This is a genomic window from Halococcus qingdaonensis (genome assembly GCF_024508235.1).
GTDB lineage: Archaea > Halobacteriota > Halobacteria > Halobacteriales > Halococcaceae > Halococcus > Halococcus qingdaonensis.
In genome coordinates this window covers 385,687-402,926 of record NZ_CP101943.1, presented here as the reverse complement: position 1 = coordinate 402,926, position 17,240 = coordinate 385,687, and the positions used below count along the sequence as shown (strand labels likewise).

The following is a 17,240-nucleotide window of genomic DNA, read 5'->3' as shown; positions in this document are numbered from 1 at the left end:
TGATATGGGTAGAGTATGTCCTCAGACAGACGGCAGTTCCTCCGGATCGCGGGTGCAGCAGGTATCGCTGGCCTCGCTGGCTGTACGAGCGGCGGTGGTGGCTCGGGCGGAACGAGCGGCAACGGAAGCAACGGTTCGGGTAACGGAACGAGCGGTGGCTCGGGCGGCTCCGGTGGCTCGGGCGCGAACATCGGGATGATCTACGCGAAAGGTGGCCTGGGTGATAAGTCGTTCAACGACATGGCCAATCAGGGCGTCAAACGTGCGAAAAAACAGCTCGGCATCAGTTTCAACCAGGCCCAGCCCGAGCAGAACTCCGATTTCCCGACGTTCCAGCGCCGCTACGCCCAGTCGACCAGCCCCAAATACGATCTCGTCTCGTGTATCGGGTTCGCGCAGGTCAGCGCCCTCTCCGATGTCGCGCCGAATTTCCCCGATCAGAGCTTCCTGCTGGTCGACGGCGTCGTCGAGGAGCCGAACGTCGCCAACTACGTTTTCAAGGAGCACGAGGGTTCCTTCCAGGTCGGCCATCTCGCCGGGCTGTTGACGACCAAGGAGCTGAGCGCCGGCGGCGGCAAGACCGACCCCAGTAACGCGAAACTCGGCTTCGTCGGCGGCGAGGAAGCGCCGCTGATCAAGAAGTTCCAGGCCGGCTTCGAGAAGGGTGTCAACTACGCGAACGAGGACGCAAGCGTCAACGTCGCCTACACCGGCTCGTTCTCCGATCCCGGTGCGGGCAAGGAGGCGGCGGTCTCGATGTACAACGACGGCGCGGACATCGTCTATCACTCCGCCGGCGCGACCGGTATCGGCGTGTTCCAGGCGGCCAGCGAGCAGAACCGCTACGCCATCGGCGTCGACTCCGACCAGTCGAAGAGCTCACCGAAGTTCTCCGACGTCATCCTCGCGAGCATGGTCAAACAGGTCGACAACGCCGTGTTCACCGCGATCGAGAACGTCGTCGACGGGAACTTCAAGGGTGGCAACACCAAGACGCTCGGGCTCGAAAAGGACGGCGTCAAGGTCGCGTACGGCAAACAGCTCGGCTCCGAGATCCCCAAGGACGTCAAGGACGCGCTCAAGAAATCGCGAAAGAAGATCGTCTCGGGCGAGATCAAGGTGCCGAAGAAACCAGGTTCGGGCTCGTAATCGACCAGCCGTGTTCGACCACGAGAGAACCCACGAGAGGAACCGACCACGGAGCGTGGGCGACGCATGACGGACGCGGTCGTTTTGGACGACATCACCAAGCGTTTTCCGGGCGTCGTCGCCAACGACGCGGTCGATTTGACTGTGGAGGCGGGCAGCGTCCACGCGCTGCTCGGCGAGAACGGTGCGGGGAAATCCACGCTGATGAACGTCCTCTACGGGCTCTACCAGCCAGAGGGCGGGACGATCGAGCTCGACGGCGAGGTGCGGGAGTTCGATGCGCCGCGCGACGCCATCGACGCCGGCATCGGCATGATCCACCAGCACTTCATGCTCGTGCCGCCGATGACCGTCGGCGAGAACGTCGTGCTCGGCAACGAACCCACCAAGTGGGGCGGGCTCGCGACCGATCGCTCACGGGCGCGCGAGGCGGTTCGTGAGCTCTCCGAGCGCTACGGCTTCGCCGTCGATCCCGACGAGCGAGTGGAGGATATCAGCGTCGGCGAGCGCCAGCGCGTCGAGATCCTGAAGGCGCTCTACCGCGGTGCCGACCTGTTGATCCTCGACGAGCCGACGGCGGTGCTCACTCCCCAGGAGGTCGAGGAGCTGTTCGATGTCTTCGAGGAACTCACCGCCGAGGGGAAGACGGTCCTGTTCATCACACACAAACTCGGCGAGGCGATGACGGTCGCCGACGACATCACCGTCCTCCGCGACGGCGAGAACGTCGGCACCGTCGACGCCGACGGGACCGACCGCGAGCAGCTCGCCGAGATGATGGTCGGTCGCGAGGTCGTGCTCGACATCGAAACCGAGCCCGTCGAGGCCGGCGAGACGGTGCTCGATGTCGACGAGCTCACGGTCACCGAAGAGGGGGCCGACCAGGTCCGAAACGTCGATTTCGCGGTCCGTGAAGGCGAGATCCTCGGCATCGCCGGCGTCGACGGCAACGGCCAGGCCGAACTGGTTGAAGCGCTCACCGGGCTCCGATCACCGGACACGGGAACGGTGCGCCTCGACGGAGAGGATCTCGCGGGCGTTTCACGGCGCGGCCACATCGAACGTGGGATGGCCTACGTACCCGAGGATCGCCAGGAACGCGGACTCGTCATGGAGTTCGATCTCACCGAAAACGGCGTGCTCGGAAGCCAGCACACCCCGCCCGTCGGCGGGACACGTATCGACTGGCCGAGCGCGCGCGAGCACGCGAGCGACGTCATCGAGACCTACGACGTGCGCCCGCCGAACCCCGAGGCGAGAGCGAAATCGCTCTCCGGGGGCAACCAGCAGAAGTTCCTCGTCGGCCGTGAACTGGAGCGCGATCCGGGGATGGTCGTGGCGACCCACCCGACGCGGGGTGTCGACGTCGGCTCGACGGAGTTCGTCCACGACCGACTGCTCGCGCTCCGCGAGGCCGGCGTCGCAGTGCTCCTGATCTCGGCGAACCTCGCCGAGGTGCGCGGGCTCTCCGATCGGCTCGCGGTGATGCACGACGGCGAGTTCGTCGACGTCGTCGATCCCGATACGGTGACCGAAGAGGAACTCGGCCTGTTGATGGCCGGCGAACGCCCCGACGAGCCGACGACGGCCGAGAGCGTCAGCGCCGACGGGGGTGAACGATGAGCGCGCGCGATCGCATCGAGAGCGGGCTTCGCCGGCTCGTGGCGGCGTCGTGGGCCGAGCGGTTAGGATTGAGTTTCGCGGCGCTCGTGGCATCGGTGCTCGTCGGTGGGCTGATCGTCTTCTTCTCGGGAACGGCCGCGACCTGTCAGGAACCGGCCTACGGCGTGTTCGGCCTCACTTCCTGTTACAACCCCATCTCGGTCTACTCCGTGCTCGTGACGGGCGCGTTCGGCAGCATCCTCTCCGACCCGTTCAACTTCAACGTGGCGCTCACGTTCAAGGAGACGACGCTGCTGATCTTCACCGGGCTGTCGGTGGCGGTGGCCTTCCGAGCCGGACTGTTCAACATCGGCTCGCAGGGCCAGCTGATCTTCGGCGGGCTGGCGAGCGCCATCACCGTGCTCACCGCCGGGCCGCTGCTGACGGGCGTCGGCGGATTCCTGCTGGTGCCGCTCGGCGTCCTCGCCGGCGCGCTCGCCGGCGCGCTCTACGGGGCGGTGCCGGGCGCGCTCAAGGCCTATGCCGGCGCGAACGAGGTGATCACGACGATCATGCTCAACTTCGTCGCCGAACAGATCGCCTTCTTCGTCGTGTCGGCGTATTTCGCCGCGCCCGACAGCCAGTCGGTCGAGACGAGCCAGATCCCGCCGGCCGCGGTGCTCGAATCGGCGCTGTTCGGCTCCGGCAGCGACTTCTCGATCGTCGCGTTCGTGGGCGGACTGGTGCTCGTCGCCGGCCTCTACTACCTGATCAAGTACACCGCCTTCGGCTTCGATCTCCGGACGAGCGGGCTCCAGCCCGAGGCCGCACGGTTCGGCGGCGTCGACGCCAAGCGCACGATCGTGTCGAGCATGGCGCTGTCCGGGGCGTTCGCGGGCATCGGCGGCGCGGTCTGGGTGCTGATGGTGCTCGGTCGGTTCCAGACGGGCGTGCCCGCGCTCGGCTTCGACGGCATCACCGTCTCGATTCTCGCCGGCAACAACCCGCTGGGCGTGGTGCCCGCGGCGCTGCTGTTCGGCGTGCTCAAGAGCGGCTCGCTGGCCGTCCAGCTCTCGACCGGAGTGCCGATCCAGCTGGTCGGCGTGCTCCGTGGACTGATCATCCTGTTCGTGGCGATGCCGGAGTTCTTCCGGCTGCTCGGGAAGCAGTTCGTCACGACCGATCGCGAGCCGGCCGTCGCCACGGACGGCGGCGAACAGACCCCCACAGAGCCATCATCGACCGGTGGGACGGACGACCCGGGAGGTGAACGATGAGCGTCGGACGGCTGCGATCGGCGCTAGATGGCGGTCTTCGGCACACTCTCGCCTATGGGCTGGCCGGGCTGGTGGTGCTCGCCGCACTCTACGGCCTGGTCTTCCCGGAGACGATGGTCGGCGACCTGCTGCGGCTGGCGACCAGCAAGAGCACGCTCGGCGCGGCGCTCCGGCTCGCGGTACCGATCGCCTGTGCGGCCGTCGGCGGCATCTTCGCCGAGAAAGCCGGCGTCATCAACATCGGACTGGAGGGGCTGCTGATCATCTCGGCGTTCACCGGCGTGTTCGTCACCGACGCGGTCGGCTCGGTGTTCTCGATTCCGGGCATCTGGGTCGGCTTCGTCGCCGGCGTGCTCGCGAGCACGCTGTTGTCACTCCTGTTCGCGGTCGTCTGCATCAGGTTCCGGGCCGATCAGATCATCGCCGGGCTCGCGGTCTGGCTCATCGCGCTTGGACTCGCACCGTTCGCGGCGACGGTCATCTACGGCAGCGTCAACACCAGCAGCGTCGGCACGCTCGGCACGTGGACGATCCCCGTGCTCTCGGAGCTGCCGTTCGTCGGCCCGGTGCTGTTCGACGCCAGCCCGACGGTCTATCTGATGTTCTTGGTCGTCGGCGGCGGCTGGTACGTGCTCAATCGGACGTCGTTCGGCCGGCACGTGCGCGCGAGCGGCGAGAACCCGAAGGCGCTCGACACCGCCGGCGTCGACGTGACGCGGGTGCGCTATCTGGCGATCACGCTCTCGGGCGTGCTCTCAGGGATCGGCGGCGTCGGCCTCTCGCTCGGCCAGGTCGGACAGTTCATCGGCAACGGCCAGACGATGGTCAACGGCAAGGGGTTCATCGCCATCGTCGCCTACCTGTTCGGCAACTACAACCCGCTCGGTGCGTTCGGAGCCTCCGTTCTGTTCGCAGGGCTCGACGCACTCCAGCTTCGCCTCCAGCAGATCCCAGCCTACGCGGTGCCGAGCTCGCTCGTCCAGACGATCCCCTACGTCACGGTGATCGTCGTCCTCGCGCTCGTCGGCCACACGCGCGTCCCCTCGGCCGCGGGCGACCACTACGAATCCGGCGAGGACTGAGCCCTCTTTTTCACTACTCAGGGCCGTTCGACGACCGCTCCCGAACGAGTGTTACAAGCAGCGGGTTGATGACGACCGCACCGGTATGTGAGCTATGCGCGTTCGTGACTGGCAAGACGAGGCCGAACAATTGCTCGACACCGAACTCGACGAACTCGTCGCCGAAGACGGAACGGATCGCGGCTTCCAGTAAGTGTAAACCGGATCGCCGCCACCGCCCGACAATGAGCGCCGAAGCCACGATCGAGGAATACTACGATGCGCTCCGTGCCGGCGAGCCGCTCGCAGCCTTCTTCGCCGCCGACGCGCTCGTCAAATTCGGCATCGGCGAGTGCTTAGAGGGCTCCGACGGGATCGCCGCGGGACTCCGCGAGCAGACGCGCACGACCGAGAACTGGACCGTCGAGAGCCACGATCTGCGGGTCAGGGAAGAAGAGGAGTGGGCCTGGTTCGCAGACGATGTCCGGATGGCGTGGTACGACACCGAGAGCGACGAACACCACGACCATCGAGCGCGGTGGAGCGGCGGGCTCCGCCGGACGGACGACGGCTGGCGGTTCGTCGGGATGCACGTCAGCGTGCCCGGTGACAGCTGATGGTCGGGCCGACCACGCGCGAGGAGCGACGGACGGCCTCGCGCCGGTTCAAACTCGCGTTCGTCGTGCTCGTCGGCCTCTCGGGCGGCCTCATCGCGTTGCAGGGCGGCGGATCGCTTTTCACTGTACTGCTCGCGGTGCTCGCCGGCCTGCTCGTCGGGATCGTCATGGTCGTGTTTGCCTTTCCGAGCGGTCTTCGCGAGGATTAGTCGACGCGCGCGAGCCACGTCTCGGGTGCATCGAGTTCGTCGTCGCTCGGGAGGTTTTCGGGAGCTTCCCAGACGAGGCTGGCCGTCTCGATATCGCGCGCCTCGACGACGTATTCGAAGAAGGCCTTTCCGCGCTCGTACTGGCGGCGCTTCATGCCGAGCCCAAGCAGACGGCGGACGAGGGCGGCGATCGGACCGCGACCGCGCCGGCGCGCCTCGACTTTCTCGCGCAGGTCCTCGTACTCGTCGTCGAACGCGCGATCCATCAGCAGTTCGGCGTAGCCCTCGACGGCGGTCATCGCGGCGTTGAGCTCGCGCATCGACTGGCGGTCGATCCGGCCGTCGCCGAGTGCGTCGACGCTCTGCTCCATTCTGGCTTCGAGGTGATCGGGCAGCCACGGGGCCGCGCCGAACTCGGCGGCGTGTGTCACCTCGTGGAAGGCGATCCAGCGGCGGAACCGCTCCTCCGAGACGTCGAGTTCGTCGGCGACGCGGGCGATGTTCGGCTGGACGAAATACAGCGCGTGCGACTCGGCCGGCGATTCGGCGAGCAAGAGGGGATCGTACTGACCGAGCACGTTGTTGGCGAGGAAGGCGAGCGCGACACTCATCGAACCGGTGTTGAGCATACGTGCGAACCCGGCCAATCCAGGGCCGGTCGTTTCGAGCGTTCCCAGTACGCGCTCGAAGGTGGCCGTGTTGGCGTCGATCCAGTGGTGGCGGTTCTGCACCTCGATGGTGTCCGGTACGTCGAAATCGACTCCCGCGACCTCGCTGACGCGTGTGCGTGCGTCGCGGACGTCCCGCGCGTAGCCGTCGCGTTCCGCCGCCGAAAGCGAGAGTTCACCGGGATCGACGGCGGCCGTCGCCGCCTCGGTGACGGCTCTCCAGTCGATGAGGCCGTCGCCGGAGGCCGTCGTGATCGCACGAACGCTATCGGAGAGGGTCACGGGAGAAACGACGTACCGACCGGTCAAAGCGCTTTGCCTTACAGCTCTTCGAACTCGTTCTCGAACTCGTCGTCACCGCCGAGATAGCGCCGGACGAGCATGACGACACCGGCGAGCACGAGCAGTTTGAGCAGCGTCCGCGTCTTGCTGCGACCGCCCGACTCGTCGTCCTCGTCGGCGACGGTCTCGTCGATCTCGACGACGGCACCGTGCTCGTCCTCGTCTCCCTCGCCGACCTGTACCGTGTTGCCACCGTCGGCGCTGGCCTCGGTCGAACTCGCCTCCGTCGAACCCACCTCGGACGAATCCGATTCGGTGCCGAAGTCGGTCTCGGCGAACGACGACTGCTCGTCGTCGGTTTCGGCGAACCCGAGTCGGTCGCGGACGAGATCGCCGACGTCCGACGTGAGCTCCAGATCGCTCGTGAACTCGTTGTCCTCGGCGTGCAGGTGGAGTTCGAGCAGGGTCAAGTTGTCTGCCATGCCGACGAGTTCGCTACGAGCCACCTTATTCGTTTGGGCTTCGAGTGCCGGCAGCGTGGCGGGAGCTTCATCAGCCTCGAAGCGGTACGACGACCGTGAACGAACGACAACGTGCGTTTCTGGACGAACTGCTCACGACGCCGAGCCCGTCGGGTTTCGAGACCCGCGGCCAGCGCGTCTGGGTCGACTACGTGAGCGAGTTCGCGGATGAAGTGCGAACCGATTCGTACGGCAACGCCATCGCCGTCTTGGAAGGAGCGAGCGATGCACCGACCGTCGCGCTGACCGGCCACGCCGACGAGATCGGCTTCGTCGTGCGCGACATCGACGGTGAGGGGTTCATCAGGATCGGTGCCATCGGCGGTGCCGACAAGACCGTCTCGCGCGGCCAGCACGTCACGATCCACGCCGCCGACGGCCCGATCGAGGGCGTCATCGGCCAGACGGCGATCCACCTCCGCGACGACCACGAGACAGCCGACATCGAGGACCAACACGTCGACATCGGCGTCACGGACGAGGAGCGCGCACGGGAGCTGGTCGCGGTCGGCGATCCGATCACGATCGAGAGCACGATCAGCGAACTCGACGACAGCCGGCTCGCCGCCCGCGGCATGGACAACCGCATCGGAACCTGGGCCGCCGCCGAGGGGCTGCGCCGCGCGAGCGAGGCCGACGTCGACGCGACGGTCTGCGCCGTGAGCACCGTCCAGGAGGAAGTCGGCCTGCAGGGGGCGAAGATGATCGGTTTCGAGCTCGCGCCCGACGCGGCGATCGTCGTCGACGTCACCCACGCGACCGACGACCCCGGGACGCCCGGCAACCGCAGTACGGGCGTCGAACTCGGTGACGGACCGGTCATTGCCCGCGGCGGGGCGAACCATCCCGCTCTGGTCGACGCGCTGCGCGAAAGCGCCGACACGGCCGACATCGCGACCCAGCTCCAGGCGACGGGTTCGCGGACGGGCACCGACGCCGACGCCATCTTCACCGAGCGTGGCGGGATCCCGTCGCTCAACCTCGGCCTGCCGAACCGCTACATGCACACGCCCGTCGAGGTCATCGACACCGACGATCTCGACGCGCTCGCCGACCTACTCGGCGCGTTCGCGGCCGACGTCGAGGCCGACGACGCGTTCGCCGTCGATATCTAGGCCCGTACGCGGTCGGTACGTTTAAGAGCGCAACCCGGCGAGTGGGCCGTATGAGTGGACGCCCCCTCGACGTACTCGAAGCGAACCTCGGCGACGGCGTCGCCGTCCGACTGAAGGACGGCGTGACCTACACGGGCGAGCTCGGCGGCTACGACCAGCATCTGAACGTCGTACTCGAACCCGCAGGCGGCGATTCCGAGCCGTCGACCGGTGCGGACGAGGCGACCGAGACGGTCGAGAGCACAACGATTATCCGCGGCGACAACGTCGTCTCGATAACACCATGACATCCGGCGGAACGTCGTCCCAAGGGAAGAAGAACAAGACCGTTCACGTGAAATGTCGCCGCTGCGGCGAGGCCTCCTACCACAAGACGAAGAAGGTCTGTTCGTCCTGTGGCTTCGGGAAGTCCGCCAAACGGCGCGACTACGAGTGGCAGGACAAAGCCGGCGAGTAATGGACGAAAAGTGCGGCGTCGTCGGCGTCTCACTTGCCGACCGCGCCGCCGCCCGCCCCCTTTACTACGCGCTGTACGCCCTCCAGCACCGCGGCCAGGAGTCGGCGGGCATCGTCACTCACGACGGCTTTCAGCAGCACTCCCACGTCGAGATGGGGTTAGTCGGCGACGCCTTCGATCCCGACGACATCGCCGAGCTCAACGGCTCGAACGGGATCGGCCACGTCCGCTATCCGACCGCCGGCAGCGTCGATACCGCCTGCGCACAGCCGTTCTCGGTCTCGTTCAAGAGTGGCTCGCTCGGGCTCTCACACAACGGTAACCTTGTAAACGCGGACACGATCCGTGACGAACTCGCCGGGATGGGCCACGCCTTCACCTCCGACGGCGACACCGAGGTCATCGCCCACGACCTCGCGCGCAACCTCCTCGACGCGGATCTCGTGACCGCCGTCGAGGAGACGATGGCCAAGGTCCACGGCTCGTACTCGCTCGCGGTGATGCACGACGACCGCGTGCTCGGACTCAGGGATCCAGAGGGCAATCGCCCGCTCTGTCTCGGCGAACTCGACGACGGCTACGTACTCGCCAGCGAAAGCGCCGCCATCGACACGCTCGACGGCGAGCTCGTCAGAGACGTGGAACCGGGCGAACTGATCGTTCTCGACCCCGACGGCACGGGCTACGAGAGCCACCGACTCACCGACCCCGACAACACCGCACGGTGTTTCTTCGAACACGTCTACTTCGCCAGACCCGACTCGACCGTCGACGGTAAACTCGTCTACGAGGCGCGCCGCGAACTTGGCCGCGGGCTCTGGGCCGAGAACGGCATCGACACCGACGTCGTGATGCCCGTCCCCGACTCGGGCCGAGCGTTCGCCTCCGGCTACGCCGAGGCCGCCAACGAGGATGGCGGGGGCGTCGAGTTCGCCGAAGGGCTGATGAAAAACCGGTACGTCGGGCGCACGTTCATCATGCCGAGCCAGGACGAGCGCGAGCGCGCCGTCCGGCTCAAGCTCAACCCGATCAAATCGACCGTCGAGGGCAAGACCGTCACGCTCATCGACGACTCGATCGTCCGCGGGACGACCTCGACCCAACTGGTCGAACTGCTCCACGACGTCGGTGCCGCGGAGGTCCATCTCCGCATCGGCTCACCACCGATCGTCGCACCCTGCTACATGGGCATCGACATGGCGAGTCGCGACGAGCTCATCGCCGCCGGGAAGACCGTCGAGGAGGTCCGAGAGGCGATCGGTGCCGACAGCCTCGGTTTCCTCTCGCCCGCATCGATCGCCGACGCGCTCGACACGGCACGCGAGGACCTCTGCATGGGCTGTGTGACCGGCGAATACCCCTACGATATCGACGGCGAGGCAACCGACCGCGCCGTCAGCCGACCGGTCATCGGCGACTGATCAGTAAACGTCTTCGAGAAACGACCGGATGGCCGCGGTCGCCGCTTGAGGGTTCTCGATGTTCGAACTGTGGCCAGCCTCGGGAATCAGTTCCTGACGGGCGTCGGGAAGCGCGTCGAGCATCGATTCGGTGCGTTCGGGTTCGAGCGAGACGTCCTCCGCGCCGTGGACCGAGAGCACGGGCACGTCGATGGCAGACAGTTCGTCGGTGAAATCCGGGCGATCGAGCCACGAGTGCATCTCCCGATAGAACCCTTCCGGCGGGTAGGTCCGCCAGCGCTCGGTCCAGTGCTCGACGAGATCGGGGTTCTCCGCCAGCGTCGTCGCGCCGAACAGCTGGTTTTTCGCGACATCGACCAGATGATCGGCGAATTCGCCGTCCGCGCTGATCTGTGCGGCCATCTGTCGGTACTGCTCGCGCTCCTCGTCGGTGTGGGGCTCGGCGATGGCGTCGATCAGGACGACGCCCGCCAACTGCTCGGGATAGCGCTCGGCGAAGCGCAGCGCCATGAACCCGCCCATTGACATCCCACAGAGGACGAACGTGTCGATGTCGAGCGCGTCGGTCAGGGCGTCGAGGTCGTCGGCCAGATCGTAGAGATCGTACTCGGTCGCGTACTGGTCGGTGCGCGCACGGAGATCGTAGGCCACCGTCCGGTAGTCGTCGCTGAGGGCGTCGATCTGCGGATCGTACATCGTCCGATCCATCAGCGTCCCGTGTGCGAAGACGATTGCCGGCCCCTCGCCGCGATCGGTCACGACCGTCTCCGGACGCAGTCGGTACCGCTCGGTCGCCGTCTCGCTCGGTTCAGGCATGACAATAACACGGCTGCGAGCGGCTTATATCTAGGCGCGTGTGCTCCGGGGACGTGCAATCGTCCGACAGGGAGCAGTGAGATGGAAGCGCTTTTATTGGGCCGGGCGATAGCAACGACTCGCGCGTGGGTAGCCAAGCTAGGCCAACGGCGCAGCGTTGAGGGCGCTGTCCTGTAGAGGTCCGCCGGTTCAAATCCGGTCCCACGCATTCCTGCTGCGAGCAATCCCGCGAGCAGCAGGAATCGAACGGAGGGATTTAAACCCTGCCAGTCGCAGCCGGCGAGCGCAGCGAGTCGGATTGTCTGGCTCCGGTTCAAATCCGGTCCCACGCATCCACCTTTTGCTGTCGTTCGAAAATCGCTGCGCGATTTTCGTGATGACGAGACGCCGGAGGCGTCTCGAACCACGCTTCGCTCGCTCGTGGCAAAATCTGGACCAAAAGCCACCGGCAGAGCGAATCTCTCCCGAGCCTGCGCTCACTTCGTTCGCGCAGACAGCGTCACCCCCTTCGGGGGTTCCTCGGCCCGCTCACTCGCGTTGCTCGTTCGTGGTTCGATACCTATGACAACCGCAGACCGCACAGCCACCGCCCCGCACAGCACCGCAGAAGCCCTCGCATCCCTCCGGAAGAGCTTCGCTCTTCCGTGCTCTCGTTCGCTTCGCTCACGAGAACTCCGGTCGCTCGTTCGCCCTTCATCCGCCAGGAGAGCACACTCTCCTGAGCCTCGGCTCGTTCCACTCGCCGAGACACCAAGGTCAGCAGGCCGCACAGCACCGCCACAGCCACAGCAGCCGTCTCAAACGTCGCGTTCGACGACGAATCGAGTGAAATCGGCGAGGTTGTCGGCGGGCTCGTCGGCGAGATCGAGTTCGGCCAGATGGTCGCGTGCTTCGGCGGCGATGTCGAGGGCGCACTCGCGGGCGTAGGCGACGCTGTCGGTCTCCTCGAAGATGGCGATGACCTCGGCGATCTCCTCGGTGCTGTTCTCGTCGGCCCAGAGCAGTTCTTCGAGTCTGGCGGCACGCTCGGGGTCGGCCTCGCGGGCGGCGTGGATCGCCATCAGCGTCTTCTTACCCTCGCGGACGTCGTTGCCGATCCCTTTGCCGAACGCGCCGCCGGCCTCGGTGGCGGTCTCGACGTCCAGAATGTCGTCGCCGATCTGGAAGGCGATCGACATCAGTTCGGCGTAACGTGCGGCGTGGTGTTCGACCTCTTCGGGCTGGTCGGTGAGGATCGTGGCCAGCCGGGCGACGATGCGCCCGAGACAGCCGGTCTTGCACGCACACATCTCGAGATACTGTTGCTCGGAGATCTCGATTTCCTGTTGGTTGTGCCAGTGGATGTCCATTCCCTGCCCGAGATGCGTCCGATTGAGCTCGTGCATCAGCATCTCGTAGATCGCGAGGCGTGTCTTGGCCGCGAGGTCGGCAGGGTCGCGCGAGACGATCTTGAGCGGGAAGAAGTACATCGCGTTGCCGGCGTTGAGTGCGACGTCGGTGCCGAACTCGTGGTGGAGCGCCGACTCGCCGCGGCGCATCGTCGCGCCGTCCTCGACGTCGTCGACGATGATCGTCCCATTGTGGAGGATCTCCGGGATGCAGGCGTAGGGCAGATACTCGTGTGGATCGGCACCGAACCCATCGATGAGCAGACAGCAGACGACCGCGCGCCAGCGCTTGCCACCGCGATCGAGCAGGTTCCAGACGGGTTCGGAGAGCGCGTGCTGGATCGCCGTCGCGTCGTAGTCGTAGGTCGGTGGGCCGAAGAACGATGTCGCGTAGTCGGCACTGGTCTCGCGTGGCAGCAGCCGCTCGATCTCCTCGTCGATGACCGGCCGCCACGCCGCGAGCACGTCGCGCATACACCGAACGGGTCGGGGATGAGCTAAAAAGGCTCGCTCTCACCCGCGAAGACGAAACGCTTAGCACGCGCTCGCCGGCAGCTATCGCATGCACGACTGGATCGGCGAGACGTTCACGAGCGACACTGGCTGGAACCACCTCGAGGCCCTCGTCGATATCGGCAACCGTATGGCCGGCAGCGAGGGCGAGCGCCGCGCCGCAGCACTCACCCGTAACGCGCTCGCCGACGCCGGCGCGCGTAACGCCCGCCTGGAGGAGTTCGACATCCAGGGCTGGACGCGCGGTGAGAGCGCGATCCGCACAGATGATACCGACGCATCCTGCATCGCGCTCCCGCGAAGCCCGAGCGCCGACGCGACCGGCGAGTTCGTCGATCTCGGTCACGGTCTCCCCGAGGACTTCGCGGCTCGCGACGTCGAGGGTGAGGTCGTGATGGTCGCGAGCGACGTCCCCGACCACCACGACCGGTTCGTCCACCGCAGCGAGAAGTACCACCGCGCGGTCGCGGGCGGGGCGAGCGCGTTCGTCTTCCGCAATCACGTTCCCGGCCAGCTCCCGCCCACGGGGAGCGTCGCCGGTGCCGACGGCCCGATCGGCGAGATCCCGGCCGTCGGCGTCTCGAAGGAGGTCGGCGCACGCCTCGGTCGGCGGTACGACGGAGAGCAGGTGAGCGTCGCCGTCGAGGCCGACATCCACGACGCGACGAGTCGGAACGTCCACGCCGAACTTGGACCGCAGAGCGACGAACGAATGCTCGTGACGAGCCACGTCGACGCCCACGACATCGCCGAGGGCGCGATGGACAACGGTGCGGGCACGGCGATGGTCGTCGAACTCGCCCGCGCGCTCGCCGATCGGGAGGACGAGCTCGACATCACAGTAGAATTCGTCGCGTTCGGGGCCGAGGAGGTCGGTCTCTGTGGCTCCGAGCATCTGGCCGCGGAGACCGATCTCGATTCGGTGAAGGCGATCCTCAACAACGACGGCGTCGTCGCTGGACGCACGCTGGCGCTGCTGACGCACGGCTTCGACGAACTCGGTGCGGTCGCGGAGGAGGTCGTCGATCGCTTCGATCATCCAATGAAGACAGTCCCGAAACAGGGCCCGCACAGCGATCACTGGCCGTTCGTCCGCTGGGGCGTGCCGAGCTATCACGTCAAGAGCGACACGGGACCGGATCGTGGCTGGGGACACACTCACGCCGACACGCTCGACAAGCTCGACTCGCGCACGTTCCGCGAACAGGCGATCCTCCTCACCGAGCTCGCTGTCTCACTCGCCGACGACGAGTTCACGGTTTCCCGCGCCGATCCCGACGAGATCGCGGCCGCGCTCGAGGCCGAGGGCGAGGCCGCCGGGATGAAAGTCACCGGCGAGTGGCCGTACTGATACTGTCGGACGGAAGTACGTGAAGTTCAGATTGAGAAAATTTACTGCAACGAGTGATGTTTCACCTCACGATTTCCGATCAGTCCCGTCCGACAGTATGAGAGATACAGCAGGCTCATTCCGCTGCGCGCGAAGGACCGATATGACCGATCTGCGATCGACCTACATCGAGAACCGGGAGATGGTCCAGCCAAACCACGCGAACAACCTCCAGAGCGTCCACGGGGGCAACGTGATGAAATGGATGGACGAGATCGGTGCTATGAGCGCGATGCGCTTCGCGGGCAACTCCTGTGTCACCGCGCGGATCAATCAGGTCGATTTCGAGCGCCCCATCAGAGTCGGCGACGTCGCGCTCATCGAATCCTACGTCTATCAGGCTGGCCGGACGAGCGTCCACGTCCGTCTCCAGACCTACCGCGAGGACCTCACCAGCGGCGAACGCGAGAAGACCACCGACTCGTACTTCGTCTACGTCGCCATCGACGAGGACGGCAACCCGACGCCGGTGCCCGAACTCACCGTCGACTCCGAGGAGGGCGAGCGACTCCAGGCCGCCGCGCTCGACGATGCGGACGAGCGGCACGAGTAGCTCGGAACGCTATCCCGACAGGGGTAAGGAAGGCCAGTTCGTCCACGTCGTAATGAGCGATTCGACGGCGACGACGGACGAGGGAAGCGTCCACGTCGTCGGGACGGCCCACGTCTCTCACGAAAGCGTCGACGAGGTCGAGCGCACCATCGCCGAGGAGCGCCCGGACGTCGTGGCGGTCGAACTCGACCAGGGTCGCTTTCGCCAGCTCAAGGGCGAGCAGCCCGACGATCTGTCTGCGGGCGATCTTCTTCGTGGGAACACGGTCTTTCAATTTCTCGCCTACTGGATGCTCTCCTATGTGCAGACGCGTCTCGGTGACGAGTTCGACATCAACCCCGGAGCGGACATGCTCGCGGCCGTCGAAACCGCCGAGGAGCACAGTTCAGATGTCGCGCTCGTCGACCGCGACATCCAGATGACGATCCAGCGGTTCTGGGCGCGGATGACCGCCGGCGAGAAGCTCAGCATGCTGTTGAGCCTCCCGCTCGGGTTCGCCTCGCCGCTGGCGGTCGGCATGGGGATCGGCATCGCGCTCGGGACCTTCCTCGCCATCCCGATCGAGGCGTTCGTCGGTCCGCTCGTGCTGCCGGCGACGGCCGCAGTTCCCGGGCTCGTCGTCGCGGTGGCCGACTTCCTGGCGGTGGCGATCCTCTCCGGGCTCGTCCTCGGGACGATCCTCACCGCGGCGTTCGTCTGGAGCATCCCTGAGGAAGAGGAGGAAACCGAGGAGTTCGATATCGAGGACATGACCGACACCGACGTCGTGAGCACCATGTTGGAAGAGTTCCGGGCATTCTCGCCGGGCGGTGCGGAGGCACTCATCGACGAACGGGACGCGTTCATCGCTCACCGGCTGGTGGCGCTCCGCGAGCAGGGCCATCGGGTCGTCGCGGTCGTCGGTGCCGGTCATCGCGAGGGCATCGAGCGCTACCTCCGCGAGCCGGGGGCGCTCCCGCCGATGGACTCGCTGGTCGGCCACGAGAGCGGCCGACGGTTCTCGCCGTACAAACTCGTCGGCTACCTGTTCACGCTCGGCTTCCTGGTCTTCTTCGTTCTGCTGGCGATGGCCGGCGCGCGCAACGGCTTCCTTCTCAAACTGTTCGGCGCGTGGTTTCTCGTCAACGGCGTCTTCGCCACCGTGCTCGCCAGACTCGGCGGCGCACACTGGGCGAGCGCGCTCGTCGGCGGCGCGGTCGCGTGGCTCACGAGCGTCAACCCCCTGCTCGCGCCGGGCTGGTTCGCCGGCTACGTCGAACTCCGCTATCTCGACGTCAACGTCGGCGACATCAACACGCTGAACGAGATCCTGAGCGACGAGGAGAGCCCGCTCGGCGAGCTCTGGGAACGCCTCCGTGAGGTTGCCCTCTTCCGACTCATCGCGATCGTCGCACTCACCAACGTCGGCTCCATCGTGGCGAGCTTCCTATTCGCGGCCATCGTTCTGCCGATACTCGCGGCGGGTGTCGGTGGCGTCGACGGCGTCGTCGATCTGATGATCCAGGGAGCCGAGAACAGCGCCGACCTCATCTGGGGGGCGCTCACGTGAGATTCGGCCGGCGCGAGCTCGTCGATCTCGCGATCGCGTGGATCGCGCTCGGCGTCGCGTTCGCGCTCTTTTTCACGCCACCGCTCCGGCGGATCCTCCTCGCCGGTGACGTCGATCTGCTGCTCTCTGGGCCCGTTTTCCGCTCGTTCGCGCTCAGCATGCTCACCGCCGGTATCGGCTTTCTCCTCCACGAGCTGGCGCACAAACTCGTCGCCCAGCGGTTCGGCCAGGTCGCCCAGTTTCAGGCCGACTACGGCATGCTCTTCCTGGCGGTGGCGAGCGCCTTCGCCGGCTTCCTGTTCGCCGCCCCCGGCGCGGTCTACCACCGCGGGCGCATCACGAAGCGCCAGAACGGGCTCATCGCGCTCGCCGGCCCGGTGACGAACCTCGTTCTCGCACTCGGGTTCGCGGCGCTCACGCTGTTCGCCACCGGCTTTCTCGGCACGGTCGGCACGTTCGGCGTCGGCATCAACCTCCTCCTGGCGGGGTTCAACATGCTCCCGTTCGGCCCGCTCGACGGGCGCACGGTGCTCTCCTGGAGTGTCGTCGTCTTCGCGGTCGCCTTCGTCGCGAGCGCCGGTTCGGCGGTCGCGGTGTTCCTGACGTTCGGTATCGGCCTCTGAACTGGCGAAAGCGCTCGCCCCCTCACCGA

At 66.3% G+C, this 17,240-nt stretch carries 18 protein-coding genes and 1 tRNA gene; 15 read left to right on the top strand and 4 right to left on the bottom strand.

Annotation, left to right across the window (positions count from 1 at the left end):
• Positions 1 to 15: 15 nt before the first annotated feature.
• The 6 genes from NO363_RS02100 to NO363_RS02075 all read left to right on the top strand — a co-directional run bounded on the left by NO363_RS02100 (position 16) and on the right by NO363_RS02075 (position 5,915).
• Positions 16 to 1,149 (top strand): BMP family lipoprotein, encoded by a 1,134-nt coding sequence (locus tag NO363_RS02100; RefSeq protein ID WP_256686532.1) that lies wholly within the window; start codon positions 16 to 18, stop codon positions 1,147 to 1,149.
• A 66-nt stretch (positions 1,150 to 1,215) separates the two neighbouring features.
• Complete coding sequence (locus NO363_RS02095) at positions 1,216 to 2,772, top strand: ABC transporter ATP-binding protein (RefSeq protein ID WP_256686531.1); 1,557 nt, start codon at positions 1,216 to 1,218, stop codon at positions 2,770 to 2,772.
• A complete protein-coding gene (locus tag NO363_RS02090) occupies positions 2,769 to 4,028 on the top strand; it encodes an ABC transporter permease (RefSeq protein WP_256686530.1) in 1,260 nt (419 codons plus the stop codon). The genes NO363_RS02095 and NO363_RS02090 overlap by 4 nt, the downstream gene beginning before the upstream one ends.
• The gene (locus tag NO363_RS02085) at positions 4,025 to 5,110 is read left to right on the top strand and encodes an ABC transporter permease (RefSeq protein WP_256686529.1); all 1,086 of its coding nucleotides are present in this window, start codon (positions 4,025 to 4,027) and stop codon (positions 5,108 to 5,110) included. Before NO363_RS02090 ends, NO363_RS02085 begins: the two co-directional genes overlap by 4 nt.
• Positions 5,111 to 5,334: 224 nt before the next feature.
• Entirely contained in the window at positions 5,335 to 5,706 is a 372-nt protein-coding gene (locus NO363_RS02080; RefSeq protein WP_256686528.1) for a nuclear transport factor 2 family protein, read from the top strand.
• A complete protein-coding gene (locus NO363_RS02075) occupies positions 5,706 to 5,915 on the top strand; it encodes a DUF8527 family protein (protein WP_256686526.1) in 210 nt (69 codons plus the stop codon). Before NO363_RS02080 ends, NO363_RS02075 begins: the two co-directional genes overlap by 1 nt.
• On the opposite strand, the gene NO363_RS02070 is transcribed toward NO363_RS02075, so the two are convergent.
• Both NO363_RS02070 and NO363_RS02065 read right to left on the bottom strand, forming a co-directional pair.
• On the bottom strand, positions 5,912 to 6,865 hold the full coding sequence (locus NO363_RS02070; protein ID WP_256686525.1) for an Rv3626c family coenzyme F420 biosynthesis-associated protein: 954 nt from the start codon (positions 6,863 to 6,865) through the stop codon (positions 5,912 to 5,914). The two genes, NO363_RS02075 and NO363_RS02070, sit on opposite strands and share 4 nt — an antisense overlap.
• A gap of 38 nt (positions 6,866 to 6,903) precedes the next feature.
• The gene (locus NO363_RS02065) at positions 6,904 to 7,347 is read right to left on the bottom strand and encodes a hypothetical protein (RefSeq protein ID WP_256686523.1); all 444 of its coding nucleotides are present in this window, start codon (positions 7,345 to 7,347) and stop codon (positions 6,904 to 6,906) included.
• 95 nt (positions 7,348 to 7,442) lie between these two features.
• On the opposite strand from NO363_RS02065, the gene NO363_RS02060 reads away from it, so the two are divergent.
• Genes NO363_RS02060 through purF form a run of 4 tightly spaced genes read left to right on the top strand, consistent with a single transcriptional unit; the run spans position 7,443 to position 10,379 of the window.
• The gene (locus NO363_RS02060; RefSeq protein ID WP_256686521.1) at positions 7,443 to 8,501 is read left to right on the top strand and encodes a M20/M25/M40 family metallo-hydrolase; all 1,059 of its coding nucleotides are present in this window, start codon (positions 7,443 to 7,445) and stop codon (positions 8,499 to 8,501) included.
• Between the two features lie 50 nt (positions 8,502 to 8,551).
• On the top strand, positions 8,552 to 8,788 hold the full coding sequence (locus NO363_RS02055) for an LSM domain-containing protein (protein ID WP_256686519.1): 237 nt from the start codon (positions 8,552 to 8,554) through the stop codon (positions 8,786 to 8,788).
• A complete protein-coding gene (locus NO363_RS02050) occupies positions 8,785 to 8,958 on the top strand; it encodes a 50S ribosomal protein L37e (RefSeq protein ID WP_256686517.1) in 174 nt (57 codons plus the stop codon). The genes NO363_RS02055 and NO363_RS02050 overlap by 4 nt, the downstream gene beginning before the upstream one ends.
• On the top strand, positions 8,958 to 10,379 hold the full coding sequence (gene purF, locus NO363_RS02045) for an amidophosphoribosyltransferase (RefSeq protein ID WP_256686515.1): 1,422 nt from the start codon (positions 8,958 to 8,960) through the stop codon (positions 10,377 to 10,379). The genes NO363_RS02050 and purF overlap by 1 nt, the downstream gene beginning before the upstream one ends.
• Here the strand turns inward: purF and NO363_RS02040 are convergent, their stop codons facing one another.
• Positions 10,380 to 11,195, bottom strand: a complete 816-nt coding sequence (locus NO363_RS02040; protein WP_256686513.1) for an alpha/beta fold hydrolase — start codon at positions 11,193 to 11,195, stop codon at positions 10,380 to 10,382.
• Positions 11,196 to 11,318: 123 nt separating this feature from the next.
• Here NO363_RS02040 and NO363_RS02035 point away from each other — a divergent pair.
• A tRNA-Leu gene (locus tag NO363_RS02035) sits at positions 11,319 to 11,403 on the top strand.
• 589 nt (positions 11,404 to 11,992) lie between these two features.
• On the opposite strand, the gene NO363_RS02030 is transcribed toward NO363_RS02035, so the two are convergent.
• On the bottom strand, positions 11,993 to 13,057 hold the full coding sequence (locus tag NO363_RS02030) for a polyprenyl synthetase family protein (RefSeq protein ID WP_256686510.1): 1,065 nt from the start codon (positions 13,055 to 13,057) through the stop codon (positions 11,993 to 11,995).
• Between the two features lie 88 nt (positions 13,058 to 13,145).
• Between NO363_RS02030 and NO363_RS02025 the strand changes: the two genes are divergently transcribed.
• The 4 genes from NO363_RS02025 (at position 13,146) to NO363_RS02010 (ending at position 17,211) form a co-directional block, all read left to right on the top strand.
• Complete coding sequence (locus NO363_RS02025) at positions 13,146 to 14,447, top strand: M28 family peptidase (protein ID WP_256686508.1); 1,302 nt, start codon at positions 13,146 to 13,148, stop codon at positions 14,445 to 14,447.
• 142 nt (positions 14,448 to 14,589) lie between these two features.
• A complete protein-coding gene (locus tag NO363_RS02020) occupies positions 14,590 to 15,039 on the top strand; it encodes an acyl-CoA thioesterase (protein ID WP_256686506.1) in 450 nt (149 codons plus the stop codon).
• A gap of 52 nt (positions 15,040 to 15,091) precedes the next feature.
• Positions 15,092 to 16,588 (top strand): TraB/GumN family protein, encoded by a 1,497-nt coding sequence (locus NO363_RS02015; RefSeq protein WP_256686504.1) that lies wholly within the window; start codon positions 15,092 to 15,094, stop codon positions 16,586 to 16,588.
• Positions 16,585 to 17,211 (top strand): zinc metalloprotease, encoded by a 627-nt coding sequence (locus tag NO363_RS02010; protein ID WP_256686502.1) that lies wholly within the window; start codon positions 16,585 to 16,587, stop codon positions 17,209 to 17,211. Before NO363_RS02015 ends, NO363_RS02010 begins: the two co-directional genes overlap by 4 nt.
• Positions 17,212 to 17,240 lie beyond the last annotated feature (29 nt).

Excerpts from the sequence above, each read along its gene's own strand:
- NO363_RS02100 (WP_256686532.1), top strand. The coding sequence starts at position 16 with ATGTCCTCAGACAGACGGCAGTTCCTCCGGATCGCGGGTGCAGCAGGT.
- NO363_RS02095 (WP_256686531.1), top strand. The coding sequence starts at position 1,216 with ATGACGGACGCGGTCGTTTTGGACGACATCACCAAGCGTTTTCCGGGC.
- NO363_RS02090 (WP_256686530.1), top strand. The coding sequence starts at position 2,769 with ATGAGCGCGCGCGATCGCATCGAGAGCGGGCTTCGCCGGCTCGTGGCG.
- NO363_RS02085 (WP_256686529.1), top strand. The coding sequence starts at position 4,025 with ATGAGCGTCGGACGGCTGCGATCGGCGCTAGATGGCGGTCTTCGGCAC.
- NO363_RS02080 (WP_256686528.1), top strand. The coding sequence starts at position 5,335 with ATGAGCGCCGAAGCCACGATCGAGGAATACTACGATGCGCTCCGTGCC.
- NO363_RS02075 (WP_256686526.1), top strand. The coding sequence starts at position 5,706 with ATGGTCGGGCCGACCACGCGCGAGGAGCGACGGACGGCCTCGCGCCGG.
- NO363_RS02065 (WP_256686523.1), bottom strand. The coding sequence starts at position 7,347 with ATGGCAGACAACTTGACCCTGCTCGAACTCCACCTGCACGCCGAGGAC.
- NO363_RS02055 (WP_256686519.1), top strand. The coding sequence starts at position 8,552 with ATGAGTGGACGCCCCCTCGACGTACTCGAAGCGAACCTCGGCGACGGC.
- NO363_RS02050 (WP_256686517.1), top strand. The coding sequence starts at position 8,785 with ATGACATCCGGCGGAACGTCGTCCCAAGGGAAGAAGAACAAGACCGTT.
- purF (WP_256686515.1), top strand. The coding sequence starts at position 8,958 with ATGGACGAAAAGTGCGGCGTCGTCGGCGTCTCACTTGCCGACCGCGCC.
- NO363_RS02040 (WP_256686513.1), bottom strand. The coding sequence starts at position 11,195 with ATGCCTGAACCGAGCGAGACGGCGACCGAGCGGTACCGACTGCGTCCG.
- NO363_RS02030 (WP_256686510.1), bottom strand. The coding sequence starts at position 13,057 with ATGCGCGACGTGCTCGCGGCGTGGCGGCCGGTCATCGACGAGGAGATC.
- NO363_RS02025 (WP_256686508.1), top strand. The coding sequence starts at position 13,146 with ATGCACGACTGGATCGGCGAGACGTTCACGAGCGACACTGGCTGGAAC.
- NO363_RS02020 (WP_256686506.1), top strand. The coding sequence starts at position 14,590 with ATGACCGATCTGCGATCGACCTACATCGAGAACCGGGAGATGGTCCAG.
- NO363_RS02015 (WP_256686504.1), top strand. The coding sequence starts at position 15,092 with ATGAGCGATTCGACGGCGACGACGGACGAGGGAAGCGTCCACGTCGTC.